This is a genomic window from Yimella lutea, assembly GCF_006715095.1.
In the GTDB taxonomy this organism is placed as follows: Bacteria; Actinomycetota; Actinomycetes; order Actinomycetales; family Dermatophilaceae; genus Yimella; species Yimella lutea.
Genome location: NZ_VFMO01000001.1, coordinates 3,336,785 through 3,362,295 on the forward strand (window position 1 = coordinate 3,336,785; position 25,511 = coordinate 3,362,295).

The window sequence follows — 25,511 nt, forward strand, 5'->3', positions numbered from 1 at the left end:
CGAATCTCTGGGTCGGTCGGGTCAGGGTGTGACTCGGCTCGGGCGCCGCGAACGACGCCCGAGCCGGTTCATCACTTCTTCTTGGCGAAACGCGGGAAGGCGGCGGCGCCGGCGTACCTCGCGGCGTCGTCCAGCTCCTCCTCGATGCGCAACAGCTGGTTGTACTTCGCGACGCGGTCGGAACGGGCCGGAGCGCCGGTCTTGATCTGGCCGCAGTTGGTGGCGACGGCGAGGTCGGCGATCGTGACGTCCTCGGTCTCACCGCTGCGGTGGCTCATCATGCAGCGGTAGCCGCTGCGGTGGGCCAGGTCGACGGCATCCAGCGTCTCGGTGAGCGAGCCGATCTGATTGACCTTCACCAGCAGCGCGTTCGCGGTGTCGGTGTCGATACCGCGCTGCAGGCGCTCGGGGTTGGTGACGAACAGGTCGTCGCCGACCAGCTGCACCTTGTCGCCGAGTTCGGCGGTCATGGCCGCCCAGCCGTCCCAGTCCTCCTCGTCCAGCGGGTCCTCGATCGAGACCAGCGGGTACGCGTCGACCAACTCGGCGTAGTACTTGATCATGTCCTTCGAGGACTTCTTCTTGCCCTCGAAGGTGTAGCCCTTCTTGTCGCCGAACTCGCTGGCCGCGACGTCGAGCGCGAGCCCGATGTCCTTACCCGGCTCGTAACCGGCGGCCTTGATCGCCTCGATGATGAGGTCGAGTGCGGCGCGGTTGGACTCCAGGTTGGGGGCGAAGCCGCCCTCGTCGCCGAGGCCGGTGGACAGCCCCTTGTCGTGCAGCACCTTCTTGAGGGCGTGGTAGACCTCGGTACCCCAGCGCAGACCCTCACGGAAGGAGTCGGCGCCGATCGGGGCGATCATGAACTCCTGGATGTCGACATTGGAGTCGGCGTGCGCTCCACCGTTGAGGATGTTCATCATCGGGACCGGCAGCACGTGGGCGTTCGGGCCGCCCACGTAACGGAACAGTGGCAGGCCGGCCGACTCCGCTGCCGCCTTGGCGACCGCGAGCGAGACGCCGAGGATCGCGTTCGCGCCGACCTTGCCCTTGTTGGGGGTGCCGTCCAGTTCGATCATCTCGGTGTCGATGAGGCGCTGCTCGTCGGCGTCGTAACCGAGCAGGGCCGGCGCAAGCTGCTCGACGACGGAGTCGACGGCGTCCTCGACACCCTTGCCGAGGTAACGCTTCTTGTCCCCGTCGCGGCGCTCGACGGCCTCGAACTGACCGGTGGACGCTCCGGACGGGACCGCAGCGCGGCCGAGGGCGCCGTCGTCCAGGACGACCTCCACCTCGACGGTCGGGTTGCCGCGGGAATCGAGGATCTCGCGGGCGATGATGGCGTCAATGCTGGCCAAGACAGGCTCCTGAACTATGGAAGTCACGGATACGACTCCACCCTAGCGGCGTGCGGTTGTACGGGCAGGTAGCGACAGGCTCGATGCCTGTGGCAGCCGGCTCAGCCGGAAGCGAGGCGGCGGACGGCGATCCGCAGAGCCTGGTCGGCGTCGACGCCCTCGGCGCGCGCCCGAGCCACGAGAGCGAGCAGCCGGTCGCCGATTCCGTCGCCCGTGGGCACATCCTGGTGACCGGCGCGCTCGCGACGCGCGAGCACCTTGTCGGCCACGATGAGGGTCGACAGCGACTTGGGGATGCCTTCGAGCAGCGGCGTCTCACTGTCCGCACGCTCGGCCTTCTCCGCCGCCTTGATCTGCTCCCAGGCCGCCTCGACCTCTTCGGGCGTGGACGCGTCCCCGTCGGCGAAAACGTGGGGGTGACGCCGAATCAGCTTGTCCACCAAGCCTGCTGCGACGTCGTCGATGTCCCAAGGGTCGTCCGGGTCGTCGGCGGCGATACGGGAGTGGAACAGCACCTGCAGCAGGACGTCGCCGAGTTCCTCGCGCAGATGTGTTCGATCCGCGGAGTCGATGGCCTCGACGGCCTCGTGAGCTTCCTCCAGCAGGTATTTGGCCAGGGACTCGTGGGTCTGCTGCGCATCCCAGGGACAACCGCCGGGCGAGCGAAGGGTGTCCATCACGGCCACGGCATCGGCAAGGCGAGCGCCGGGTTGGTCCCACGAGCCGACGAGCATCTCGACCGGGGCAGGATCGGCCGCCCGGGTCAGTTCGCCGGCGAGGGCATCGGTGAGCCCGGGATCTCCGTCCGGGGAGACGATCCAGACGACCTTCTGCCCGACTGCGCGCTGCGCGAGCTCGCGACCGAGCTCCATCGTCGATGCGGTCTGTGCATGCTCGACGGCGACACCGGAGCTCGCGATCGCGCTCGCCACCGGGTCGTCGACCGAGGCGGCCAGCACGAGGTCGGCGTCGTCGAGTGCACGCCAGGCGTCTCGCGTCAGCACGCCGGCCGGGACACGCGGACTCGTGACCAGCAGCGTCAGGCTGCCGGTGTTGTCACCGGGCACCGGGTTGCCCGATCAGCGCGCCTGCTCCTGCGGTGCGACCTGCTTGATCCAGTTGCCGGTCTGGGAGACCGGACCCTCGCCCTTCTTCCACGTGCCGTAGCGCGGGTTGAGCTTCACGTCGGCGTCCTTGAACAGCTTCTGCAGCGCGGGGCCGCCCTGCTGGGACTCACGCAGATTGGAGAAGTGCATGCTTCCCTGGACGGTGCGGATCGCGGACTGCGAAGGGTCCTTGACGGTCTTGAACGCTGCCTTCGCGGCATCGATCGAGGAGTAGACGCCGTACTTCTTGGCGATCTGTTCCATCTGCGGACCGAGCACCATGAACACAGCGGCGGACGTGCCGTCGAAGTTGGAGCTCGGTGCTTCCTTGGTGATGTCGGTGACCGCGTCCTGCACCTGTTCGGTGGTGACCTTCTCGCCCTGGTAACTGGCGGCAGTGCCGGGGGACGTGCCGCACCCGGAAAGTGCGGTCGCGACAGCCAGAGCTGCAACAGCGGTGGTGACGCGCATCGTGCGACGAGACATGGGTTCCTCTCCGGGATGATCGAGCGGGTTCATCTTGCCACGAAGGTGTGATTGCACCGATCAGCCCTTGGGGTCGTCCAGCAGGATGCTGCGGATGAGGTGCGCGGCCCACTGCAGCACTTCGGTGTTGCGCACCGGCTTGCCGCCGACCGGGCTGGTCATCGGCGCCGGCACCAGGATGGTCTTCAGTGCCGGGTTGAGCTTCGCGCCCTTGTACAGCCGCTCGAGCCGCAGCTGCCGGCTCTCCGGAAGCGACTCCACCGGACCGAACCGGATGAACTTGCCCTGCGTCCCTACGTCGCCGATACCTGCCTGACGGGCCAGGACGCGCAGTCGTGCGACCTCGAGCAGGTGCTGCACGGGCTCGGGCGGTGCACCGTAACGGTCGAGGAGTTCCTCTGCGATCTCGGCGAGTTCGTCCTCGGTGGTGACCGTCGCGAGCTTCTTGTACGCCTCCAGACGCAGCCGCTCCCCGGGCACGTAGTCGTGCGGCAGGTGGGCATCGACCGGGAGTTCGATCTTGATCTCGGCCGGGCCGCGATCGGGTTCGTCCCCGCGGAAATCGGCGACGGCCTCACCGACCATGCGGACGTACAGGTCGAACCCGACGCCCGCGATGTGGCCCGACTGTTCGCCGCCGAGCAGGTTTCCCGCGCCACGGATCTCGAGGTCCTTCATCGCCACCTGCATGCCGGCCCCGAGGTCGGTGTGCTGTGCGATGGTCTGCAACCGGTCGTGCGCAGTTTCGGTGAGCGGTTTCTCGGTCGGGTAGAGGAAGTAGGCGTACGCGCGCTCGCGCCCGCGTCCGACGCGTCCACGCAACTGGTGCAGCTGGGACAGACCGAGGACGTCGGAGCGTTCGACGATCAGGGTGTTGGCGTTGGAGATGTCGAGCCCGGTCTCGACGATCGTGGTGCAGACGAGTACGTCGAGGCGCCGCTCCCAGAAGTCGACGACGACGTCCTCGAGACGGTTCTCGGACATTTTTCCGTGGGCGGTACCGATGCGGGCCTCGGGCACGAGCTCGCGCAGTCGAGAGGCGGCCTTCTCGATCGTCTGCACCTTGTTGTGGACCAGGAAGACCTGTCCCTCGCGCATCAGTTCACGTCGGATCGCGGCGACGATCTGTTTCTCGTCGTAGGCACCGACGAAGGTCAGCACCGGGTGCCGCTCCTCGGGCGGCGTTGCGAGCGTGGACATCTCACGGATCCCGGTGACCGCCATCTCGAGCGTTCGGGGGATCGGCGTGGCCGACATCGCGAGCACGTCGACCGCCGTCCGCATCTGCTTGAGCTGCTCCTTGTGCTCGACCCCGAAGCGCTGCTCCTCGTCGACCACAACCAGACCGAGATCCTTGAACTGGATCTCCTTGCTGAGCAACCGGTGTGTACCGATCACGAGATCGACTGCGCCACTTGCCAATCCGTCGATGACCTCGCGCGCTTCTTTGTCGCTCTGGAAACGCGAGAGTGCCTTGACGGTGACCGGGAAGCCGGCGTACCGCTCGGAGAAGGTGCTGAAGTGCTGCTTGACCAAGAGCGTCGTCGGCACGAGCACAGCGACCTGCTTGCCGTCCTGGATCGCCTTGAACGCGGCGCGGACGGCGATCTCGGTCTTTCCGTAGCCGACGTCGCCGCAGATCAGGCGGTCCATCGGCACGGTCTTCTCCATATCGGCCTTGACCTCGTCGATCGACGACAGCTGGTCGGGCGTCTCGACGAACGCGAACGCGTCCTCCAGTTCGCGCTGCCACGGGGTGTCCGTGGCGAATGCGTGGCCGGGGGTGGCCATGCGTGCCGAGTAGAGCCGGATCAGTTCGCCGGCGATCTGACGGACGTGTCGACGCGCCCTTGATTTGGTTGTCTGCCAGTCAGATCCGCCCATCTTGTTGAGGGTGGGCGCCTCGCCGCCGACGTACCGGGTGATCTGGTCGAGTTGGTCGGTCGGGACGAACAACCGGTCCCCGGGCTGGTTGCGCTTGGACGGCGCGTACTCCAGCACGAGGTACTCGCGGGTCGCGCCGCCGACAGTGCGCTGCATCATCTCGACGAACTTGCCGACACCGTGTTGTTCGTGGACGACGAAGTCTCCTGGGCGAAGTTGCAGCGGGTCGACCTGGTTGCGTCGACGCGACGGCATGCGGCGCATGTCCTTGGTGGAACCGCCTCCGGGCTGGTTCGAACCGATCAGGTCGGACTCGGTGACCAACACGAATTCGCTTGACGGCAGCGCGAATCCACGCCCGAGGGTAGCCACAGCGGTCGTGACGCGTCCCTCGGTGAGGTGCTCGTCGAGCGGCACCTCGTGTTCGATCAGCAATTCGCGGACGCGTTTGGCAAGCCCCGGACCGTCGGTGAGGATCAGTGTCCGCAGACCCGCTGCCGCCCAGGCGCGGATATCGGCGATGGCGGCCTCGGTGTCGCTGCGGTACTGCGGCACCTCCTCGGTGCGGATCGTGACCCGCTCCCCCGGCATCTCGTCCTCGCTGAACTCGGTGAGTTCCTCATCCGTCGCGAACGACGACATGGACCACCACGGCAGTCCGTGATCGAGGGCGTGGTCGCGCAGTTCGACCAAGGACCAGTAGGACGCGGTGCCGAGCACGCTCTGCAGGTCGACCGGGATCACGTTGCCGGCAGCGGCGTTGGACCAGCTGGCCTCCAGGAACTCGTTGCTGGTCGCGACGAGGTCGTGTGCACGGGTACGGACGCGTTCGGGGTCGGACAGCACGACGTGAGTGCCCTGCGGCAGCACGTCGAGCATGGTCTCCATCTTGTCGCCCAGCAGGATCGGCGACAGTGACTCCATGCCCTCGACCGAGATGCCCTCGGCGACCTTGTGCAGCATGTCGGCGACACCGGGCAACTGCTTGGCGAGCACCGAGGCCCGCTCGCGTACGTCGTCGGTGAGCAGCAGTTCACGGCACGGCGGCGCCCACAGTCCCTGTTCGGCGATCTCCATCGAACGCTGGTCGGCGACCTTGAACCAACGGATCTCATCGACCGTGTCCCCGAAGAAGTCGACGCGCAACGGGTGCTGTTCGGTGGGCGGGAAGACGTCCAGGATGCCTCCGCGCACCGCGAACTCGCCACGGCGTTCGACCAGGTCGGTGCGGGTGTACGCCGCGTCGACGAGCGCCTTGACGACGTCCTCGAGTTCGGCGTCCTGACCGGCGACAAGGCTCACCGGCACGAGGTCGCCCAGGCCCTTGGCGATGGGTTGCATGACCGCCCGCACGCTCGCGACCACGACGTCGAGGGCTCCGTGAGTGACGTCGTTCTGGTCGGGGTGCGAGAGCCGGCGCAGAACGGCCAATCGGCGTCCGACGGTGTCAGAGCGTGGGCTCAGCCGCTCGTGCGGGAGGGTCTCCCAACTGGGGAACTCTGCGACCTTGTCCGCGCCGATCAGGCCACGCAGCGCGGTCACCATGTCGCCCGCGTCACGGCCGGTGGCGGTCACGACGAGCAGCGGCGTCCGCGCGCCGGTCGTGTTCATCAGCGCGAGCAACGGCGGACGCAGGCCGGGTGCCGATGCGATGTCGACCATGTTCGCGTTGCCGCGATGACCCAGAACTCGCTTGACCCCCTCGTCCTGAGCGAGCAGGTCGAGCATCGGTTGCAGCGCACTCACAGCGTGGGGACCCTTCGGGCAGACAACACAGAACGCCCCGGATCAGGAAATGACCAGGGGTGGAGCACCCATTCTACGCCTGTCAGCCGGGTGAACAGGCAGCCCGGAACGGCCGGCTCAGCGTGCGTGGACCTTGTTCTGCGCGTCGGCGAGCCCGAGGTCGACCAAGGTCTGTGTGGCGTCCGCTGCATCGTCGATGAGGAAGGGCAGTTCCTTCTTCTCGGTGGCGTTGAAATCTTTCAGCACGAAGCCGGCGACATCCTGTCGTCCGGGCGGTCGGCCGATACCGACGCGCACCCGCAGGTAGTCCTTGGTGCCCAATGCGCTTGATATCGAACGCAATCCGTTGTGCCCGCCTTCACCGCCACCCTTCTTCAGGCGCACGTCGGCGAAGTCGATGTCCAGTTCGTCGTGGATCACGACCAGCTTCTCGACCGGCACCTTGAAGAAGTTCATCAGTGACTTGACCGGGCCGCCGGACACGTTCATGTACGTCGTCGGACGGGCGATGATCGCGGCCGGACCACCAGGAGCACCGGAGGGCTGCGGGAGACGCACGGACGCACCGAGGGCCTGCGCCCTGTGCGCCTTGAGGGTGGAGCCGGTGCGTCGGGCGATCTCCTCGATCACCATGACGCCGACGTTGTGCCGGTTGCCGGCGTATCCGGGGCCGGGGTTGCCGAGTCCGACAATGAGCCAAGGTTCCACGGGCAGTCAGTATGCCGGGTGGGTGGGGAGCGCCGAACGCGCACCCGAAATGCACTGCGGCCCAGGCGTCCAGTGGATACCCGGGCCGCAGCTGATGAGGTGAAGGTCAGGCGTCCTCGCCCTTGTCGCCCTCGTCCTCGGACTTCTCTTCGCCCTCGCCCTCGGTGGACTCGCCCTCGGCGGCCTCCTCGTCGGACTCCTCGTGCTCGATGCCGGCCTCGGCCTCGGCCTCGGCAAGCTCGGCTTCCAGAGCTTCGGCGGAGACCTGCTGGGTGACGTTGACGACGAGCAGTTCCTCGTCGGCGATCAGGGTGACGCCCGAACCGAGCTCGACGTCCTTGGCCAGGATCTGCGAGCCGGCCTCGAGACCCTCGACGGAGACGGTGAACGACTCCGGGATGGCCAGCGCGTCGGCCTCGACCGACAGGACGCTGTTCTCGACGATGACGTTGGTCTCGACAGCAGCCTCGCCCTCGACGTGCACGGGGACGTCGATGGTGACCTTCTCGCCCTTGCGGACGGTGACCAGATCGATGTGCTCGATGAACGGACGCAGCACCTCACGCTGGACGTCCTTGGCGAGAGCGAGCTGCTCCTCACCGTTCGGCATCACGATGGTCAGAACGGCGTTCGGGTTCTTCAGCGCGAGCATCGTGGCGTGGCCCGGAAGGGTGATGTGCACGGGGTCGGCGCCGTGGCCGTAGATGACGGCCGGGATCTGGTCGGCGCGACGGATGCGGCGAGCCGCGCCCTTGCCGAACTCGGTACGGTCCTTCGCCTCGAGGCGGAGGCTGATTTCCTTGGCCATGATCTGTTCCTTAGCGGGAGTCGGGATGAGGGTCGTCCCCTCGGCACGGGAAGCTCGCGCGGGACACAGGTGGGTTCCGTGACGCTACGGGTAGAAGGCTCGACGTCGAGCACTGCTCGATGGAGCGGATTCCACCGCGTCGATCACGGACCGCCTGCATACGCACGCGACGTCCCTCGCCGAGGCAACGCCGACCATCCTACGGGCGCGGCCCGCACCCGCCAAATACGCCCAAATACGATCGGTCAGCCGAGTCCGTCGAACATCGAGGTGACCGAGCCGTCCTCGAACACCTGGTGGATCGCCTCGGACAGCAACGGCGCGATCGACAGCGCCGTGAGCTTGTCGAACTGCTTCTCCGGGGTGATCGGCAGGGTGTCGGTGACGACGACCTCGCGGGCCACCGAGTCCCGCAGTCGCTCCACCGCGGGACCGGAGAAGATGGCGTGCGTAGCCGCGATGATCACGCCGGCCGCCCCGTCGTTCATGAGAGCCTCGGCCGCGTTGCAGATGGTGCCGCCGGAGTCGATCATGTCGTCGACCAGCACGCAGGTGCGGCCCTCGACCTTTCCGATCACCCGGTTGGCGACACTCTGGTTCGGACGCGTGACGTCGCGCGTCTTGTGGATGAACGCCAGCGGCGCCCCGTTGAGACGCTTGCTCCACTGTTCGGCGACCTTGATGCGGCCGGCGTCCGGGGAGACGACCGCGAGGTCCTCGCCCTCGTACTTCTTGCCGACGTAATCGGTGAGGATCGGCAGCGCCTGCAGATGGTCGACCGGACCGTCGAAGAAGCCCTGGATCTGGTCGGTGTGCAGGTCGACCGCCATGAGACGGTGCGCTCCGGCGACCTTGAACATGTCGGCCATCAGACGCGCACTGATCGGCTCACGACCCCGGGACTTCTTGTCCTGGCGGGCGTAGCCGTAGAACGGCGTGATCACCGTGATGCGCTTGGCGGAGGCGCGCTTGAGCGCGTCCACCATGATCAGCTGCTCCATGATGTTGTGGTTGATCGGTGCGGTGTGCGACTGGATGACGAACGCGTCGCAGCCACGGACCGATTCGTCGAATCGCACGTAGGTCTCGGAGTTGGCGAAGTCGCGCGCCTCGGTCGGCACGAGCGTCGTGCCGAGCGAGTCGGCGACCGCCTGCGCCAGCGCGGGGTGAGCACGGCCGGAGAAGACCATCAGGTTCTTCTCGGTGGTGGCCTTCATTCCGCTCATGTGTTCAGTTCCCTTCACTGGTGCTGCGTGCACGGGCGGCCCTGGCAGCCTTGTCCGTCTTGGTTCCGGCACGGCGGCGCTCCACCCAACCGTCGATGTTGCGCTGGCGTCCGCGGGCCACCGCGATCTGTCCGGGCTCGACGTCCTTCTCGACCGCGGAACCGGCACCGACGTACGCGCCGTCGCCGATGGTGACCGGCGCGATCAGCACCGAGTCGGATCCGACGAAGCTGTGCGCCCCGACGTTCGTGTGGTGCTTGGCCACTCCGTCGTAGTTGGCGAAGATCGTGCCCGCCCCGATGTTGGCGCCCTTACCGATCGTCGCGTCGCCGCAGTAGGTCAGGTGCGGCACCTTGGCGCCGTCACCGATCTTGGCGTTCTTGGTCTCGACGAACCCGCCGATCTTGCCGCCGGTGCCCAGTTCGGTGCCCGGACGCAGATAGGAGTACGGACCGACGGTGGCGTCCGCGCCGATCACCGCGAGGTCGACATGCGCACGGACGACGCTGGCGCCGTCACCGACCTCGGCGTCCTTGAGCGTGGTGTCCGGACCGATCTCGCAGTTCTCGCCGACGGTGGTGGCGCCCTGCAACTGACAGCCGGGGTGAATCACGGTGTCGCGTCCGACGGTGACGTCCGCGTCGATCCAGGTGGACTCGGGATCGACCACGATCGCACCCGACTCGCGCATCAGCTTGTCGAGCAGGCGGCGGTTGAGTTCGCGGCCGAGCTTGGCCAGCTGGGCCTTGTCGTTGACGCCTTCGGCCTGGACGAGGTCGGTCAGCACGTCGGCGATCACGCGCCGCCCCCGGGAGACGGCGAACTCGACGACGTCGGTCAGGTACTTCTCCCCCGCGGCTTCGTTGATCCCGAGGCTCGCGAGCGCCTCTCGCAGCAGATCGGCGTCGAAGGCGAAGATGCCCGAGTTGAACTCACGGATCTCCAACTGCTCCGGGGTGCACTGCTTGTGCTCGACGATCGCGACGACGTCGCCGGACTCATCGCGCACGATTCGCCCGTATCCCGTTGCGTCGCTGAGGATTCCGGAGATCACGGTGACGGCGGCGTCGTTGTCGGCGTGGGTGTCGGCCAGGCGGCGGAGCGTGCCGGCCTCGAGCAACGGGGTGTCACCGGTGGTCACGATGACGGTGCCGTGCAGGTGTTCCGGGAGCGCCAGCAGACCACACTCGGCTGCGCGCCCCGTGCCGTAGATGTCGTCCTGGAACGCGACCACGATCTCGGGCAGAGCCTCACGAGCTGCGGCGGCGACCTTCTCGCCCTGAGCCCGGACCACGACGGCGACGTGCTCGGCGCCCGCACCGGAAGCCGCGCTCACCGCGTGACCGACGAGGGTGCGTCCACCGATGCGGTGCAGAGCCTTGTTGATGTTCGACTTCATCCGAGTGCCGTCACCGGCGGACATGACAATGACGGCTGCAAGGGGTGCGCGCACGCGGAGACTCCTGAATGCGGTCGGGAGGGTGGTGTCGTTCCGAGGCCGATGCTACCGCTCCGTCACCTGCCGTTCGTTCGCGCTCGGTCGGTCGGGTCATGCCCGATCACGCAGCGAGTGGAGTCGGCATCCCGGTCGTTCGTGCAAGGACTTCTTCGATTTCTGCAGCCAGGCAGCGATCGGAGTGTCTGCGCGAGCACATCTGTGCCGGTCGATGTAGTTGGCTGGACCGACCGACGAACAGGAGCAGACATGGTGTCCAGCGACAACGATGGCCAGATCTCGGAGACCTCGATGGCGGTGCCGGACGCCGGCGCCGACCAGACTCCGGGAACCGAGGAAGGTACCCCGTCAGCAGCCGACTCGGGACACGAGCCGCACGAAGGTCCGCGAGACTACGGAACCACGGACCGCACTGCATCAGGCGAAGAGACGGACCAGGCATCCTCGAACAATGAGTAACGGTCCGGCCCCCGAGTGGGGGGCCGGACCGTTCGGCGTCCTGCTGATCAGGCGGTGGCCGGACGCGCGACGCGCTTGGCGTGACGCAGACCCATCAGGGCCAGCACCAGGAACACGAGCGCTCCGAGGAAGGCGCCGATCGCGGCCCACAGGGCGACCTTGGCCATGGTGCCGAAGGCGTAGGCGTTCAGCAGCATGCCGCGCAGGGTGTTGCCCATGAACAGCGACTGGCGCAGTTCGCCGAGCTTCTTGGTCTCTTCGGCGTTCGGGGCCGACTTGTTGGCCTTCATGTACTCGCCGCTGACCTCTTCGTAGGTCTTGTTGTTCGACTGAGTGTTCATGTGGACGAGGATGTACTGGTCGGCGAAAGCCTTGGCCTGGTCGCCGGTGGTCATCTTCTGACCGGCGAACTTCTCCAGGGCGGCCTTCTGCCGTCCGGACGGTCGACGCCGCCAGGTCAGCACCCGGCGGATCGATTCGCCGATCATCGCCAGGCTGACGACGGCGAGGAACATTGTCCCGACGAAGGCGGACCAGCCGCGCGCGTAGACGGCGTACGGCGTTTCACCGTCCCCTTCGTACAGAACGGGGACCGAATCGCCGACCTTTCCCGAATCTCCCACCAACTCGACGTCGGAGAACGTGTACCTGCCGTCAGTGCTGCGAAAGGTGCCCAGATACATGCACCCGCCCCTACCGCCACACTCCGCGGACGTCACGGTGAAGTGACCAGGCACACCGCGCCCATGGGCGGCGTCCCACGACGGACTCAGATCCTGCACGCTGAACCCCAGAACGGCCACGCCGAGCCCGAACATCACCACCTGAACCAAGGCATCGACGACGCGTGAGGGACGCCCGACACGACGACCCACTCCGGCGGTTCCCTCGTCGCCGAGCGAACTCCAGCGGCGAAGCGGCTGCACCGCTCCGGCCACCGGAAGCACACCGGCTTCGGTCGTGATGCTGACCCAGCCGCCGTCGGCGACCGGACCGTGGACCACAGCCGGAACACCACGCATTCCGTGCCGCGGGAGCAGGTCGGTCTCGCTGACCCTGAGCCTGGCCACCGGGTGGGTTCTCGTCGCCAGGATCAGTTCGATTGCGCGCGGGCGGTTGTCGTTACGGCAACGGCGGCACCGAGCACGGCCGTTCGGGCTTCGGCGAACGTGTCAGCGGCAGCAATTCCGATCGCTTCGGCGAACTCGGGCATGGCCCGCCACCGTCGCAGCGTCCGCGCGGACACGCCCACGGCGACGGCAACGGATTCCGGGTCGCCACCAACGGCAAGCATCTCGGCGGCGCGTTGCTGCGACTCGGTCAGCGTCGATGCGGTCACGACGGCCACCTTCCGGCCAACGCACGACCGACGATGATCGGTGCCCGGTGCTCGCCACGCCAAGCGGTCACGAGGTGCCGAGGTCGGACGCATCGCGGGTTGCCGCAACGTCGGAGGACGACAAGGGCGCGGTCGACGGGTCGGCCCCGGGTGAGTTCGAAGACGTGGCGCGAGAAGGTCACGAGCCGGCGAAGCTCGGGATCCATGCGCGGGGCTGCGACGCGTCGGGCCCGGTCATGGCACCCGTCCACACGAAGCACCCGCGCATTATCTGGACGTGCGCTCGGACGTAGTACGGCAACGCTGCGAGTTCAGCGGCTGCGGTCGGGTCGGTCATGGGTGGTTCCTTCGGTTGGGCTGACCGGCCGCGCACCGGGAGGAGACGGCGCGGCCGGTCAGCGGCTCAGGGTCGACCCGTGGCGGGGTCGGGATACGAGCACGTCGACAGGCCGATCGATGCCGGGTCGAGGTCACGCACGATGCGGCCATGCTCGGCACGAACGGGCGCGAGCCCGAACGGGTCATCGTCGGGCGTGAGCGCGGCGAGGGTCGCGACGGTCACGTCTCGGGCGGTGCGTTCAGCGAGCGGGTTCGACACGCGTAGCGCGGTCGCTTCAGCCTGCCGGTGGTCGAGCGCGGCACGGACCTCGCGCACCTGGTCGAGGGCGTCGTTCAAGGTGCAGCAGGGTCTGGGTGGTCAGCAGCGGGATGTCGCCGTAGGTGACGATCACGGTGCCGTCCAGGTCGGCGGGCAACGCCTCCAGCGCGCACTCGGCGGCGCGGCCGGTGCCCTTGATCTCGTCGTGGTCGGCGATGACCGCGTCGGGCCAGGTCTGCTGCACCACCGGGACGACGCGGTCGCGCTACCTCCCCGAGGCAGACGGTGACCCCGCTCAGCCGCCCCCGCCGCCGAGTGATCCGACGGCCCGGGCCACAACCAGCAGGCTGGTGAACAACGCGGCCGATGCCTGCAGACCCATCAGACATTTCGCCCGCGCCGACAACGGCATCGTGTCGGTCGGGCTGAATGCGCTGGAGTTGGTGAGGGACATGTAGGCGTAGTCGACGAAGGTGGGCATCCAACCTGCGGTCTCGCTCGACGAGGCGCGCACTTCAGCGACCGTCTCCCGGTTCTCGTCCTGAGAGAAGCGCCAGTCGGCGGGCGGGAGTTCCTCGCGCGTCACCCGCCGTCTCGCTACCGGCCCACCGCGGTCGAGTTCCCAGTACAAAAGGGCGAAGCCGATGACGCCGGTCAACCACACCTGCATGCCGCCGATGAGCAGGGCAGTGCCGGACGCCTTTTCGTCGGGCAGCGTGGCGAGCAGCAGACCGAGGCCGGTCAAATTCGCGGCGATGATCAGGCAGGCAAGGACCACCGAGACGGCTCTGGACAAGCGGGTGTGCCGGTTCATCCGCAACGGATTGGTCCAAAGCAGCGCCATGAGCAGCAGCAGTTCGAGGCCGGGCACGACCAGGCGCGGCCCGAAGCGGATTTTACTGGGCAAGGTGGCGTAAGCGACCGCCGCGAGCACGACCGCGAGCGCCGGTGGGATGCGGTGCTCGCCGCCGCTTCGGTCATCGGGCGGATCTTGGTCGAGCGCGCGCGCGGAAGATTTCGAGTTCATTGCCACCACCTGCCACCACCTGCCACACCTGCCACTACCTGCCCGGCTCACGCGTCCGGTCGCTCGCGAGCCTATTGGCGCGGCGCAGGCCGCGTCGGCCGGGGGAGGCACCCGTCCGGGTGGCACTTCGGCCACCCTCCGCCGGTTCGCGTCGACCGGCATGTCTGCGGCAGGCTGACACTCCGAGACCGAACGCGTGGAGGACAGCATGAGTGAGTTGGACGATTCCCCCAGGCCGACGACCGGGCTCGACGCCACCCCACCGCTCAAGGGCATCAAGGTCGCGGACTTCAGCCGGGTGCTTGCTGGACCGCTGGCCACGATGATGCTCGCCGACCTGGGCGCCGAGGTGGTGAAGATAGAGCGTCCGGGCACGGGCGATGACACGCGCCAGTGGGGGCCGCCGTGGACGCCACGTGGTTCGGCGTATTTCGAGAGCGTCAATCGCAGCAAGCGGAGCGTCGTGCTCGATCTGAAGAACCCCTCTCATCTGGAGATCGCACGGCAACTCGCTCTTGAAGCAGACGTTGTGGTGGAAAATTTCACGACCGGGACGATGGATCGACTCGGTCTCGGGTACGAGCAGTTGGCTGCCGAAAACCCAGGTTTGATCTACTGCTCGATCACCGGATTCGGTTCGGGCGCAGGCGCTCGCATGGCGGGCTACGACTTTCTGGTGCAGGCCGTGGGCGGGTTGATGAGCATCACCGGTGCGGCTGACGGAGAACCGACGAAGGTCGGTGTCGCACTCGTCGACGTGCTCACCGGCAAGGACGCGGTGATCGGAGTGCTCGCCGCGCTTCAGGAGCGCCACCGTAGCGGGCGGGGCCAACTCGTGGAGGTCAGTCTGCTGACCAGCCTGCTCGGCTCGCTGGTGAACCAAGCGTCCTCCTACCTGACGACCGGCCGCTCACCCGGCCGCATGGGCAACGCCCACCCCTCGATCGCACCGTACGAATCGCTGCGGTGCACGGACGGTTCGATCGCGATTGCGTGCGGGAACGACGGACAGTTCGCGCGGTTGGCGGCGCAGATCGGCCGACCGGAGCTGGCGACCGATCCGCGGTTTGCGAGCAACCCCGCCCGGGTAGCGCACCGGGCTGAGCTGGTTGTCGAACTTGAAGCCGGACTCGCAGGCGACACTGCATCCGGTTGGGTGAGGCGTCTGACGGCTGCCGGGGTGCCGGCCGGCGAGGTCGGCGACATCGGCTCCGCGATCGAGCTCGCGGAGCAACTGGGCCTCAACCCCACCGTCCATCTCGGTCCTGACCACCCGCGCCAGGTGCGTCACCCGATCAGCTTCTCGCGCAGCGGGATTCGCACCCCATCCCCGCCCCCCGACCTAGCGCAGCCACCTTCGTCCGCACGGGAGCACTGATCTGCCTCGGCCGTGAGGCAGGATTCAGCTGAGATCCACACACCAAGGGGGGCTTCGATGGGCAGCACCATCTTCATCGTCCTGTTCGCGCTGCTGACCGTCATCGCGCTCGCGGTCGGGCTGAGCTTGCGTCGGCGAGCGAAATCGGCGTCCGATGAGGTCGACGGTTCGGATGATGCTCCGCGCGCCGCCGGCGAACGGCGAAAGAGCCTACCGATCAAGCACCAGTCGCCCAGCGAACGCGCAATGCTCCGCAGCCGAAGCCGGATGGCTTTCGCGGCGAGCGCGGTGTGCGGATTGCTGACCCTCCTGGTGGCAGGTTCGTCGTGCCTGGTGCAGGTGCCGACCAAGGAGTACGGCGTTGTCACCAGCTTCGGCAAACCCGTCAACGTGTTGCCGAACGGCCTGCACCTCAAGGCGCCCTGGCACAAGGTCACTGATATCGACGCGGCGATCCAGACCGACAGCTACGAACAGTCCGACAAGGGTTCGACCTGCGTGCAGGTGCGCATTGCGCACCAGGCGACCGCGTGCGTCGACGTGTCGATCCGTTGGCGGATCAAGCAGCAGGCGACGGAGGCGTTGTTCAAGGACTACCGCGACTTCGGCAACATTCGCAGCTCGCTCATCGTGCGCGAGTTGCGTTCGGCGCTGAACACCGCGATGGACTCCTACGACCCGCTGGCCGTCGACGAGAACGGCGTCTCGCAGGCTCCGGCACTCGCAGCGTTGTCGCAGCAGGTGCAGAAGGAGATGAGTGGCACGATCGGCGACCAGGTGGAGGTGTTGTCGGTGATCATCCCGGTGATGCACTTCGATGCCAATACCCAGTCGAAGGTCAACGCGCTGCTCTCGCAGGTGGCTCAGACGCGAATCGCGGCGCAGTCGGTGCAGACCAGCAAGCAACAGGCTCAGGCGAACAAGACGCTCGCCGACTCGGTGAGCAAGGACCCGAACGTGTTGGTGAGTAAGTGCTTCGACCTGCTGGAGTCGGGCAAGTTCACCCCGCCGGCCGGATTCAGCTGCTGGCCGTCGTCGGGATCTTCCGTCGTGGTGCCGAGCTCGGCGAAGTAGGACTACTCCACGGGCAGGCGTGCACATCTCGCGGACGGCGCGTGCATTGCTCGCGACTTGTACAGTTCGCGAGCCTTGCTCGCGGGGCTCGTGAGGCGTGTACGGCGCTGGCTGCGCGCGCTCCCCGGGAAGGAATCGAACCTTCGTCGCTAATCCTGATTCAAAGTCAGGCGGCCCCTGCCAGCAGAGCAACCGGGGAATGCGCCCGAGCGGGCGCGGCGTCCAGGGTATCCGACGAGGTCAGACCTGCTGAATCTCGATCCGATTGCCGCACGGATCGTCGGTGTGAAAACGGCGAACGTTCGGGACGTTCGTGTCCGGCCGCACTGGGCCGCCGACCTCTTCGATCCGGGCGGCAATCGCGTCCAGGTCGTCGACCAGGAAGCACGGGTGCGCTTTGCGCGCGGGAATGAAGCCGTCCTCGACGCCGCAATGCAACTCCTGTGGTCCCACCTGGAACCACACTCCCCCGCGCGCAGCGAGCACCGGGGGCTTGGGGATCTCGGGCAGACCCAGCACGGTGCCGTAGAACGCGCGCAGACGATCCTCCGCCCCTGCGGGGCAAGCGATCTGTACGTGATGAAGGCCTAGAACGGTCATCGTGTACCGCCTTTCGCGCCGACCGCGAAGATGCGTCGGAAAGGGAACAGCACACCGTACGGGCGACGCGGGTAGGCGACTGCCAACTCGTTACCCAGGCTCGCGAGGAACGGGTCGACCTCGTCGGGTCGAAGCGCACCGAGGATCGGACGCAGCGCCGTGCCCTTCACCCACTCGAGCACCGGATTCTCCTGCGTTCCAGCGGGATCCAAGATCTGCACATAGGTGGTCTCCCACGCGTCCACGTGACCACAGGGCGTCGAGAGCAGATCCGCATACTCCTCGGGTTCGAGGACCGGGTCGTGCCGCAGGAGCGGCGTCAGCTCCTGCGCTCGTGAATGCGACGAGACGACCTCCCGGATGATCCGATGCGAGTCAGCGGCAAAGTTCCCGGGCACCTGCATCGCGAACACCGCTCCCTGCGACGCAGCGTCAAGCCAACGCTCGATCAAAGATGCATGATCCGGCACCCACTGGAGCGTGGCGTTGGTGACGATCAGATCGACAGACACATCAGCCGGATCCCATTGCACAACATCGGCATTCAGCCACGACACTCGATCGTCGCCGTCATGCGCCCGCGCCTGCTCGAGCATTTCCGAACTGGAGTCGATCCCGATGATCCTTGCGTCCGGCCAGCGTTCGAGCATCGACAATGTGGCCAGCCCGTTCCCGCAGCCGAGGTCGACGATGGAACCCGGGTCAGCGAGCGGGATCCGACTCAACAGATCGACGAACGGGCGAGTGCGGTGATCATCGAACTTCTCGTACTGCACAGCGTCCCAGCGCATCGGCTTCCCCTCGCAGATCGAATATCTTGATATCAAGATACTTTACATCAAGTATGGTGGCACCATGGGCAACCAGCGCACCGACGAGGTCGATGTCATCGTCGACGCCTGGCGTCGCGAGCGTCCGGATCTGGACGTCGACCCGCTTCTTGTCCTGTCCCGCGTCACGCGCCTGGCACGCCGCCTCGATCAGGCTCGATCGTCTGCTTTCAGCACTCACCAGTTGGAAGCGTGGGAGTTCGACGTGTTGTCGGCGCTGCGCCGAGTGGGGGAACCCTACGAACTCTCCCCCGGCGCCCTCGGCCAGCAAACACTGGTCACCAGCGGCACGATGACCAACCGGGTCGATCGGCTCGCCGGGCGCGGTTACGTCGAACGACGCCCCGCACCGAACGACCGCCGCGGTGTCCTGGTGCGGCTGACCGAACGTGGCCGGCAAGTCGTCGACGCAGCTTTCGAGGACCTTCTCTGCCAGGAACGCGCCCTGCTTGCAGCACTCCCGGCTCGCGAACGCACCCAACTCGCGTCCAGCCTGCAGCGGTTGCTGGCAACCCTCGAAAGCTGAGCACCTACGGCGAAGCGGCTGGTCACCCGTGGGTGACCAGCCGTCACCGGTGAACTCCGTCGCGATGTTGACGCGGAAGAACTCGCCGGCTCCTTTCGGGTGGCAACGACCACGGAAGATACCAGCGGTATCCAGCACCAGCAGTTCAGTCATATGCCCAGCACACCCCGCACAACAAAACGGCCGCCCACCCTGCGGGTGGACGGCCGTCGAGCGATCGAATCAGGCTCAGGCCTCTTCGGAGGTGGCTTCCTCGGAGGTGAGGTTGCGGGTCTTGGTGAAGTCCAGCGGGATACCGGGGCCCATCGTCGTCGACATGGTCGCCTTGGTGATGTAGCGACCCTTCGACGAGGCCGGCTTCAGACGCAGGATCTCCTCCAGCGCGGCGGCGTAGTTCTCGACGAGCGACTTCTCGTCGAAGGATGCCTTGCCGATGATGAAGTGCAGGTTGCTGTGCTTGTCGACGCGGAACTCGATCTTTCCGCCCTTGATGTCGCTGACAGCCTTCGCGGTGTCCATGGTGACGGTGCCGGTCTTCGGGTTCGGCATCAGACCACGCGGGCCGAGGACCTTACCGAGACGACCGACCTTGCCCATCAGGTCGGGGGTGGCGACGACGGCGTCGAAGTCGGTCCAACCGCCGGCGACCTTCTCGATGAGGTCGTCGGAACCGACGAAGTCGGCGCCTGCAGCCTCAGCAGCGGCCGCCTTGTCACCGTTGGCGAAGACCAGCACGCGGGCGGTCTTACCGGTGCCGTGCGGCAGGTTGACGGTGCCGCGGACCATCTGGTCGGCCTTGCGCGGGTCGACACCGAGGCGGAACGCGACCTCGACGGTCGAGTCGTACTTGGTGTTCGCCGAGTCCTTGGCCAGACGGACGGCCTGCAGCGGCGCGTAGACCGAGCCTTCGCCGATCTTCTCCGCGGACGCGCGGTAGTTCTTGCTGCGCTTCATGAGTGCTCCTCGTGAATGATGTGGGAGTTGTGGTTCTGCGGACCAGCGCCGGCCCAACCACCTGTTGCCAGTAGGCAACCTGTCCATTGTCGCGCATGAACGGGGCTGACGCGAAATCGCGTCAGCCCCGTTGCTGCACAACGTTATTGCTGGTCGATCAGGACTCGACGTCGATACCCATCGAACGGGCGGTGCCGGCGATGATGCGCGACGCCATGTCGATGTCGTTGGCGTTGAGGTCCTGCATCTTCTGCTCGGCGATGGCGCGCACCTGGTCCTTGGACAGCTTGGCGACCTTGGTCTTGTGCGGCTCACCCGAACCCTTGGCGACGCCGGCAGCCTTCTTGATCAGCTCAGCGGCGGGCGGGGTCTTGGTGATGAAGGTGAACGAGCGGTCTTCGTAGACCGTGATCTCGACCGGGATGACGTTGCCACGCTGGGATTCGGTCGCGGCGTTGTAGGCCTTGACGAACTCCATGATGTTGACGCCGTGCTGACCGAGGGCCGGGCCGACGGGCGGAGCCGGGGTGGCCGCACCGGCCTGGATCTGCAGCTTGATGAAGCCGGAGACCTTCTTCTTGGGAGGCATGTAGCTTCCTCTTTCTTTTCAGTGTGGGCCTACGCCGTGGGCGATGACCCGGTTGCATGTCCTCACCCGAGGCCCGGGCAAGGGGTTGAGCGACGACTCAGATCTTGGCGACCTGGTTGAAGCCCAGCTCGACCGGCGTTTCGCGGCCGAAGATGGAGACCAACACCTTGAGCTTCTGGGTGTCGGTGTTGATTTCGGAGATCGTCGCCGGAAGCGTCTCGAAGGGACCTTCCATGACGGTGACGGACTCTCCGACGTTGAAGTCGACCTCGGCCGGCGTGGCAGCCTTCTTCGCAGCACCACCGGTCTTCTGACCTGCGGCGGCCTCGGTCTCGGGCTCCTCGAAGGTCGGGTTCAGCATCGTCACGACCTCGTCGAGGTTCAGCGGCGACGGCGCGTGCGCGTTGCCGACGAACCCGGTGACACCTGGGGTGTGGCGCACCGCGCCCCAGCTCTCGTCGGTGAGGTCCATACGCACCAGCACGTATCCGGGCATCCGGACACGGGTGCCCATCTTCTTCTGGCCGTTCTTGATCTCGGTGAAGTCTTCCATCGGAACCTCGATCTGGAAGATGTAGTCCTCCATCGACAGGTTCTGAATGCGGTTCTCCAGGTTCGCCTTGACCTTCTTCTCGTATCCGGCGTACGAGTGGATGACGTACCAGTCGCCGAACTGCGAACGCAGTTCGCGCATGTACTCCTCGCGCGGGTCGACGGCCGGCTTCGTAGCCTCGGCCGCGCCTTCGTCCTCGGAAGTCTCGGACTCGGCATCCGCGACATCGTCAGCCTTGACGGCAGCGTCCTCGGCCTCTGCGTCAACCTGGGTGCCCTCGCCGTCGACGTCGTCGGCGTACGCGGGCATGCCCTCGTCCTCGGCATCGGCCACGCGCAGGTCGTCGTCGGCGTCGGCACCCGGTGCCGGCGAGGTCACGTCCTGGGCAGCGTCGGGCAGTTCGACGGACTCGGCCGTCTCCTGTGCGTCGACGTCAGGGCTGTGCTGCTCAGTCATGGACCTGCTTCCTTGATTCGTTTTCGTTTGCGTCGGTGCGGACGTCGCGGCGGGTCAGCTGGTGCCAAAGACGAACGACACGGCACGGCTGAAGACCCAGTCGAGGCCGAGGACGAACAACATAATGAACACGATGAAAGCCAGTACCACGATGGTGTACTGGGTGAGTTCGTCGCGGGTGGGACGGACCACCTTGCGGATCTCGGCGAGGACCTGCCGGATGTACAACAGAATCCGACCGAAGAATCCCTTGGAGGACTGCTCCGTGTCGCGAGCGCTCGCGGTGCTCGTGTCGGCCACGGTGTCGCCTCTCTCCTGATCGATCACGTATGCGCAGGGCACGAGGGACTCGAACCCCCAACCCCCGGTTTTGGAGACCGGTGCTCTACCAATTGAGCTAGTGCCCTGTGGTCGGGATGTTGGAAATCCTGACCGGGTGGCCGCCTGCGGACACGACTGAGCGTGGCTGACAGTCAACCGAAGGACGAGTCTACGTCAGACCCCGCTACGGAAGCCAACCCGGCTCGGCCACTAGCGTTCCGCCATGGCTGCAACGAAGGATGCGACGACGGACGACACCACTCGCGGACGCTCGCTGCTCACGTTGCCGAAGGCGCATCTGCACCTGCATTTCACCGGCTCGATGCGCATCGAGACGGTGCGCGAGATGGCCGACAAGCACGGTCTGCGGCTGCCGAACGCACTCACCCGTGACTACCCGCCTCAGCTGTCCGGGGTGGACGATCGCGGCTGGTTCCGGTTCCAGCGACTGTACGACGCCGCCCGCGCGTGCGTTCGCGACGAGCAGGACATGCGACGCATCGTCCGGGAGGCTGCGCAGGACGACGCTGCCGAGGGCTCGAAATGGTTGGAGATCCAGGTCGACCCGACCTCGTACGCCGGTTTCGTCGGTGGCATCACGCCGATGCTCGAGATCGTCATCGACGAGGCCAAGGCCGCCTCGAGCGATCTCGGGATCGGCGTCGGAGTGCTGGTGGCCGCGTCCCGCATCAAGCACCCCTACGACGCCCGGACCCTTGCCCGCCTGGCCGTGCAGCACGCCGGCGACGTCCTGGCATTCGGTCTTTCCAACGACGAGCGCCGCGGCAACACCGAGGACTTCGCCCCGGCGTTCCGCATCGCCCATGCCGGCGGCTTGGCGTCCGTACCCCATTCCGGCGAGCTTCTCGGACCGCAGGCGATCAGCGAGACCATCGACTCACTCGGCCCGCAGCGGCTGGGTCACGGCGTCCGGGCAGCGGAATCGGACGTGGTGCTGGAGCGGGTGCTCGACAACGACATCGCACTCGAGGTGTGCCCGGGATCGAACCTCGCCCTCGGCGTCTACTCCCGCCCCGAGGACGTGCCGCTTCGCCAATTGTTCGACGCGGGCGCGACCATCGCGCTCGGGGCCGACGACCCACTGCTGTTCGACAACCGGCTCGCCGCGCAGTACGAGACGGCTCGGACGGTGCACGGCTTCAGTGACGAGGAACTCGCCGAACTCGCCCGGCACTCGATCCGCGCATCATTCGCACCGGACGACAGCAAGCGCGAGATGTTCGCCGAGGTCGACGCCTGGCTCACCGAAAGTCCGCAGAACTGACACGCTGACCCGCGCGTTCTGCGGACACCCGCTCCTGAATGTCCGCAAGGTGGCCGCGTTGACGCGCCAGTTCTGCGGACTCTCGAGTCAGAGGTCGTGGCCGACGAAGACGGGTTCGTTGACCAGTTCCACGCCGAACGCCTCCCGGACGCCGTCGCGCACCGCGCGTGCCAACTCGGCGACGTCGTGAGCAGTCGCCTTCCCGCGGTTGGTCACCGCGAGCGTGTGCTTGGTCGACAGCGCAGCGGGGCCGGGCATCCCGAAGCCCTTGCCGAAGCCGCCCTTGTCGATCAGCCATGCCGCGCTCGTCTTGACCATGCCGTCGGGGGCCGGGAACTGCGGCGGCTTCGGGCCGTCGGCACCGAGCCGCTCTGCGGCGCGCTTCTCCAGGTCCGCGAACCGTTTCGGGGACAGGATCGGGTTGGTGAAGAACGAACCGCAGGACCAGGTGTCGTGATCGGACGTGTCCAGCACCATGCCGCGCTTGCGGCGCTGGGCCAGCACGGCCTCGCGTGCATCGGCGAGCGACACCCGAGCGCCCTGGTCGACCCCGAGCTGGGCGGCCAGGTCGGCGTACGCGACCGGCTGCGACAGGTCGGCAACCGTCAACTGGAAGAGCACGTCGAGGACGACGAAGCGTCCGGTCTGCTTGAAGACAGAGTGCCGGTAGGTGAAGTCGCAGCGCTGGTTGGTGAAGGTGCGGATCTGCTGGGTGTCGCGGTCGAAAGTGCGCACCTGGGCGATCGTCTGCGCGACCTCTTGTCCGTACGCGCCGACGTTCTGCACCGGCGTCGCGCCGGCCAGACCGGGAATGCCGGAGAGCGCTTCGATGCCCGACCAGCCCTCGGCGCACGCACGCGCGACGAACTCGTCCCAGTTCTCCCCCGCTGCGACCCGCACCATCGCGCCCCCACAGGAGTCGCTCGACTCGACCTGGATACCGCTGTTGGCGATGTGGACGACCGTGCCGGCGAAACCGTCGTCGCTGATCACGAGGTTCGAGCCCCCCGAGACGATGAGGAGGGGTTCGTCGGCGTCGTCGACCTCACGCACGGCATCGACGATGTCGTCGATGGATTCCGCAGTGACCAGCCGGCGCGCCGGCCCACCGACGCGCATGGTGGTGAGCGTCGCGAGCGCGACGTCGTGTGCCTCCTGCATCAGCGCTCGCTCAGGTCGACGGTGGCCAGCGCGCGGCTGAGCACCTTCGTCCCGCCCTGGGTGGCAGTGAGTTCGACCGTGACGCGGTCGCCGTCGATCTTCTTGATCGTGCCGGTCACCGCGAGCGGGGTGGCCGAGTCGTACTCGACGACGACCGGTGCGCTGAAGCGCACTCCGTACTCGACGACTCGTCCCGGGTCGCCCACCCATTCGCCGACCAGCGAGACCGCGGCGCCCATCGTCCACATGCCGTGGCCGATCACGCTCGGCAGGCCGACCGAGGTCGCGAACTTCTCGTCCCAGTGGATCGGGTTGAAGTCACCGGACGCGCCGGCGTAACGGACGAAGGTCGCGCGGTCGACGGCGATCTCGGTGCTGCCTATCGAGTCGCCGACGGCGAGTTCGGAAATCTGCGGCATCACGCTTCACCTCGAATCACGACGACACAGTTCACGTCGCAGACGGGGTCACCCTCGGTCGTGGTGATCGCGGTCTTCAAGGTCACCATCGAGTGCCCGCCCGCCGACCGCACCCGGTCGACGGTCGTTGCAGCGGTGATCTCGTCACCGGCCACCAACGGGCGGTGATGGGTGAAGCCTTCTTCGCCATGAACCAATCGGCTGAAATCGATGCCGGCCTCGGGGTCGGTGATCGCGGCGGCTTCGGCCTGCTGCGCCACGATGACCGCGAAGGTCGGCGGCGCGACGACGTCGGAGTAGCCGAGCGAACGGGCGTGCTCGACATCGGTGTGGACGGGGTCCTTGGCGCCGACGGCGGCGGCGAACTCGGCCACCTTCACCCGGGACACGACATACGTCGGAATCTTCGGGTAGGTACGGCCCTCGACTTCTGGGTTGACCGGCATGACCGCGAGCCTATCCGGCGCAGCCGACGGCCCCGAGCGCAGATGAAACAAATGCGGCCGGACCCGGATGGGCCGGCCGCTTCGGCTGCCGAGGAGTTACGCAAGGCGTGGTGGTGGCACCTGGACGACTCCCGCGGAGGGCACACGCGGCGGGACGCATCGAGCCCCTGACAGGAACGAAGTGGCCTGTCAGGGGCTCGAACTGCGAAGGAGCCGCAGATGCAATCAGCGCGTCTCGCGGTGCGCGGTGTGCTTGCCGCAGCGCGGGCAGAACTTGGCCAGCTCGACCCGGTCGGGGTTGTTGCGGCGGTTCTTCTTGGTGATGTAGTTGCGCTCCTTGCAATCCACGCACGCCAAGGTGATCTTGGGACGGATGTCTGCGCTCTTGCTAGCCACGGGGCAACCTGCTCTCGAAACGATGAATGTGGGTACTACTTGGGATTGGTAGCGGGAGCGGGGCTCGATCCCGCGACCTCACGATTATGAGTCGTGCGCTCTAACCAGCTGAGCTACCCCGCCTTGGGGAACACGTCTCGCCTGAAAATCATTCCAGGCCCTGACGTGGACCAGAGCCCCCAAACGGAATCGAACCGTTGACCTTCTCCTTACCATGGAGACGCTCTACCGACTGAGCTATAGGGGCCTGCCTCCACCGACCGTCGAAACCTTGCGTTTCGAACCGTTCGGTAGCGCAGCGAAGAGGTTACCGGACACCTCT

The 25,511-nt window shown here is 66.7% G+C and carries 28 protein-coding genes and 4 tRNA genes; 4 read left to right on the forward strand and 28 right to left on the reverse strand.

Features of this window, described 5'->3' with window-relative positions:
• Positions 1-71 precede the first annotated feature (71 nt).
• The 14 genes from eno to FB459_RS16060 all read right to left on the reverse strand — a co-directional run bounded on the left by eno (position 72) and on the right by FB459_RS16060 (position 14,201).
• Positions 72-1,358, reverse strand: coding sequence for a phosphopyruvate hydratase (gene eno / locus FB459_RS16005; RefSeq protein WP_141929198.1), 1,287 nt, complete (start codon positions 1,356-1,358; stop codon positions 72-74).
• Between the two features lie 101 nt (positions 1,359-1,459).
• On the reverse strand, positions 1,460-2,425 hold the full coding sequence (locus FB459_RS16010; protein ID WP_141929199.1) for a nucleoside triphosphate pyrophosphohydrolase: 966 nt from the start codon (positions 2,423-2,425) through the stop codon (positions 1,460-1,462).
• 12 nt (positions 2,426-2,437) lie between these two features.
• A complete protein-coding gene (locus tag FB459_RS16015) occupies positions 2,438-2,950 on the reverse strand; it encodes a hypothetical protein (protein ID WP_141929200.1) in 513 nt (170 codons plus the stop codon).
• Between the two features lie 60 nt (positions 2,951-3,010).
• A complete protein-coding gene (gene mfd / locus FB459_RS16020; protein WP_141929583.1) occupies positions 3,011-6,562 on the reverse strand; it encodes a transcription-repair coupling factor in 3,552 nt (1,183 codons plus the stop codon).
• A gap of 135 nt (positions 6,563-6,697) precedes the next feature.
• On the reverse strand, positions 6,698-7,294 hold the full coding sequence (gene pth / locus FB459_RS16025; RefSeq protein ID WP_141929201.1) for an aminoacyl-tRNA hydrolase: 597 nt from the start codon (positions 7,292-7,294) through the stop codon (positions 6,698-6,700).
• Positions 7,295-7,394: 100 nt separating this feature from the next.
• Entirely contained in the window at positions 7,395-8,096 is a 702-nt protein-coding gene (locus FB459_RS16030) for a 50S ribosomal protein L25/general stress protein Ctc (protein ID WP_141929202.1), read from the reverse strand.
• A 245-nt stretch (positions 8,097-8,341) separates the two neighbouring features.
• Positions 8,342-9,322, reverse strand: a complete 981-nt coding sequence (locus FB459_RS16035; protein WP_141929203.1) for a ribose-phosphate diphosphokinase — start codon at positions 9,320-9,322, stop codon at positions 8,342-8,344.
• A 4-nt stretch (positions 9,323-9,326) separates the two neighbouring features.
• Entirely contained in the window at positions 9,327-10,775 is a 1,449-nt protein-coding gene (gene glmU, locus FB459_RS16040) for a bifunctional UDP-N-acetylglucosamine diphosphorylase/glucosamine-1-phosphate N-acetyltransferase GlmU (RefSeq protein ID WP_141929204.1), read from the reverse strand.
• Positions 10,776-11,284: 509 nt separating this feature from the next.
• Positions 11,285-12,307, reverse strand: coding sequence for a hypothetical protein (locus tag FB459_RS17955; protein WP_246092498.1), 1,023 nt, complete (start codon positions 12,305-12,307; stop codon positions 11,285-11,287).
• A gap of 23 nt (positions 12,308-12,330) precedes the next feature.
• Entirely contained in the window at positions 12,331-12,576 is a 246-nt protein-coding gene (locus tag FB459_RS16050) for a hypothetical protein (protein WP_141929205.1), read from the reverse strand.
• Between the two features lie 178 nt (positions 12,577-12,754).
• Entirely contained in the window at positions 12,755-12,913 is a 159-nt protein-coding gene (locus FB459_RS17465; RefSeq protein ID WP_170221973.1) for a hypothetical protein, read from the reverse strand.
• A gap of 66 nt (positions 12,914-12,979) precedes the next feature.
• Positions 12,980-13,252 (reverse strand): hypothetical protein, encoded by a 273-nt coding sequence (locus tag FB459_RS17470; protein ID WP_170221974.1) that lies wholly within the window; start codon positions 13,250-13,252, stop codon positions 12,980-12,982.
• Positions 13,191-13,421, reverse strand: coding sequence for a hypothetical protein (locus tag FB459_RS16055; protein ID WP_342771358.1), 231 nt, complete (start codon positions 13,419-13,421; stop codon positions 13,191-13,193). The genes FB459_RS17470 and FB459_RS16055 overlap by 62 nt, the downstream gene beginning before the upstream one ends.
• A gap of 48 nt (positions 13,422-13,469) precedes the next feature.
• Positions 13,470-14,201, reverse strand: coding sequence for a hypothetical protein (locus FB459_RS16060; protein WP_141929206.1), 732 nt, complete (start codon positions 14,199-14,201; stop codon positions 13,470-13,472).
• A gap of 208 nt (positions 14,202-14,409) precedes the next feature.
• On the opposite strand from FB459_RS16060, the gene FB459_RS16065 reads away from it, so the two are divergent.
• Both FB459_RS16065 and FB459_RS16070 read left to right on the forward strand, forming a co-directional pair.
• On the forward strand, positions 14,410-15,579 hold the full coding sequence (locus FB459_RS16065) for a CaiB/BaiF CoA transferase family protein (protein WP_141929207.1): 1,170 nt from the start codon (positions 14,410-14,412) through the stop codon (positions 15,577-15,579).
• Positions 15,580-15,636: 57 nt separating this feature from the next.
• Positions 15,637-16,653 carry an SPFH domain-containing protein gene (locus FB459_RS16070; protein WP_141929208.1) on the forward strand — a complete coding sequence of 339 codons (1,017 nt, stop codon included), beginning with the start codon at positions 15,637-15,639 and terminating at the stop codon, positions 16,651-16,653.
• Between the two features lie 120 nt (positions 16,654-16,773).
• On the opposite strand, the gene FB459_RS16075 is transcribed toward FB459_RS16070, so the two are convergent.
• The 3 genes from FB459_RS16075 to FB459_RS16085 all read right to left on the reverse strand — a co-directional run bounded on the left by FB459_RS16075 (position 16,774) and on the right by FB459_RS16085 (position 18,044).
• A tRNA-Gln gene (locus tag FB459_RS16075) sits at positions 16,774-16,852 on the reverse strand.
• 41 nt (positions 16,853-16,893) lie between these two features.
• Positions 16,894-17,253, reverse strand: a complete 360-nt coding sequence (locus FB459_RS16080) for a VOC family protein (protein WP_141929209.1) — start codon at positions 17,251-17,253, stop codon at positions 16,894-16,896.
• Positions 17,250-18,044 (reverse strand): methyltransferase domain-containing protein, encoded by a 795-nt coding sequence (locus tag FB459_RS16085; RefSeq protein WP_141929210.1) that lies wholly within the window; start codon positions 18,042-18,044, stop codon positions 17,250-17,252. The genes FB459_RS16080 and FB459_RS16085 overlap by 4 nt, the downstream gene beginning before the upstream one ends.
• Positions 18,045-18,108: 64 nt before the next feature.
• Between FB459_RS16085 and FB459_RS16090 the strand changes: the two genes are divergently transcribed.
• On the forward strand, positions 18,109-18,609 hold the full coding sequence (locus FB459_RS16090; RefSeq protein ID WP_141929211.1) for a MarR family winged helix-turn-helix transcriptional regulator: 501 nt from the start codon (positions 18,109-18,111) through the stop codon (positions 18,607-18,609).
• A 228-nt stretch (positions 18,610-18,837) separates the two neighbouring features.
• On the opposite strand, the gene rplA is transcribed toward FB459_RS16090, so the two are convergent.
• The 5 genes from rplA to FB459_RS16115 form a co-directional block, all read right to left on the reverse strand.
• Entirely contained in the window at positions 18,838-19,563 is a 726-nt protein-coding gene (rplA, locus tag FB459_RS16095) for a 50S ribosomal protein L1 (RefSeq protein WP_129624538.1), read from the reverse strand.
• Positions 19,564-19,720: 157 nt separating this feature from the next.
• Positions 19,721-20,152: a 50S ribosomal protein L11 gene (rplK, locus tag FB459_RS16100; RefSeq protein ID WP_129624539.1), complete on the reverse strand. Its 432-nt coding sequence runs from the start codon at positions 20,150-20,152 to the stop codon at positions 19,721-19,723.
• Between the two features lie 97 nt (positions 20,153-20,249).
• A complete protein-coding gene (gene nusG / locus FB459_RS16105; RefSeq protein ID WP_168990126.1) occupies positions 20,250-21,161 on the reverse strand; it encodes a transcription termination/antitermination protein NusG in 912 nt (303 codons plus the stop codon).
• Positions 21,162-21,215: 54 nt separating this feature from the next.
• Positions 21,216-21,461, reverse strand: a complete 246-nt coding sequence (gene secE, locus FB459_RS16110) for a preprotein translocase subunit SecE (RefSeq protein WP_170221975.1) — start codon at positions 21,459-21,461, stop codon at positions 21,216-21,218.
• A gap of 34 nt (positions 21,462-21,495) precedes the next feature.
• Positions 21,496-21,568 (reverse strand) — tRNA-Trp (locus tag FB459_RS16115).
• Between the two features lie 137 nt (positions 21,569-21,705).
• Between FB459_RS16115 and FB459_RS16120 the strand changes: the two genes are divergently transcribed.
• Positions 21,706-22,767, forward strand: coding sequence for an adenosine deaminase (locus FB459_RS16120; protein WP_141929213.1), 1,062 nt, complete (start codon positions 21,706-21,708; stop codon positions 22,765-22,767).
• Positions 22,768-22,854: 87 nt separating this feature from the next.
• Here FB459_RS16120 and FB459_RS16125 read toward each other — a convergent pair whose 3' ends face one another.
• The 6 genes from FB459_RS16125 to FB459_RS16150 all read right to left on the reverse strand — a co-directional run bounded on the left by FB459_RS16125 (position 22,855) and on the right by FB459_RS16150 (position 25,436).
• Positions 22,855-23,928: a UDP-N-acetylmuramate dehydrogenase gene (locus FB459_RS16125; RefSeq protein ID WP_141929214.1), complete on the reverse strand. Its 1,074-nt coding sequence runs from the start codon at positions 23,926-23,928 to the stop codon at positions 22,855-22,857.
• Positions 23,928-24,347, reverse strand: coding sequence for a MaoC/PaaZ C-terminal domain-containing protein (locus FB459_RS16130; protein WP_141929215.1), 420 nt, complete (start codon positions 24,345-24,347; stop codon positions 23,928-23,930). Before FB459_RS16130 ends, FB459_RS16125 begins: the two co-directional genes overlap by 1 nt.
• Positions 24,347-24,793: an FAS1-like dehydratase domain-containing protein gene (locus FB459_RS16135; protein WP_141929216.1), complete on the reverse strand. Its 447-nt coding sequence runs from the start codon at positions 24,791-24,793 to the stop codon at positions 24,347-24,349. Before FB459_RS16135 ends, FB459_RS16130 begins: the two co-directional genes overlap by 1 nt.
• 225 nt (positions 24,794-25,018) lie before the next feature.
• Positions 25,019-25,189 carry a 50S ribosomal protein L33 gene (gene rpmG, locus FB459_RS16140; RefSeq protein WP_141929217.1) on the reverse strand — a complete coding sequence of 57 codons (171 nt, stop codon included), beginning with the start codon at positions 25,187-25,189 and terminating at the stop codon, positions 25,019-25,021.
• 46 nt (positions 25,190-25,235) lie between these two features.
• Positions 25,236-25,312: transfer RNA gene (locus FB459_RS16145), tRNA-Met, on the reverse strand.
• Positions 25,313-25,363: 51 nt separating this feature from the next.
• Positions 25,364-25,436, reverse strand: a tRNA-Thr gene (locus FB459_RS16150).
• Positions 25,437-25,511: the final 75 nt, after the last annotated feature.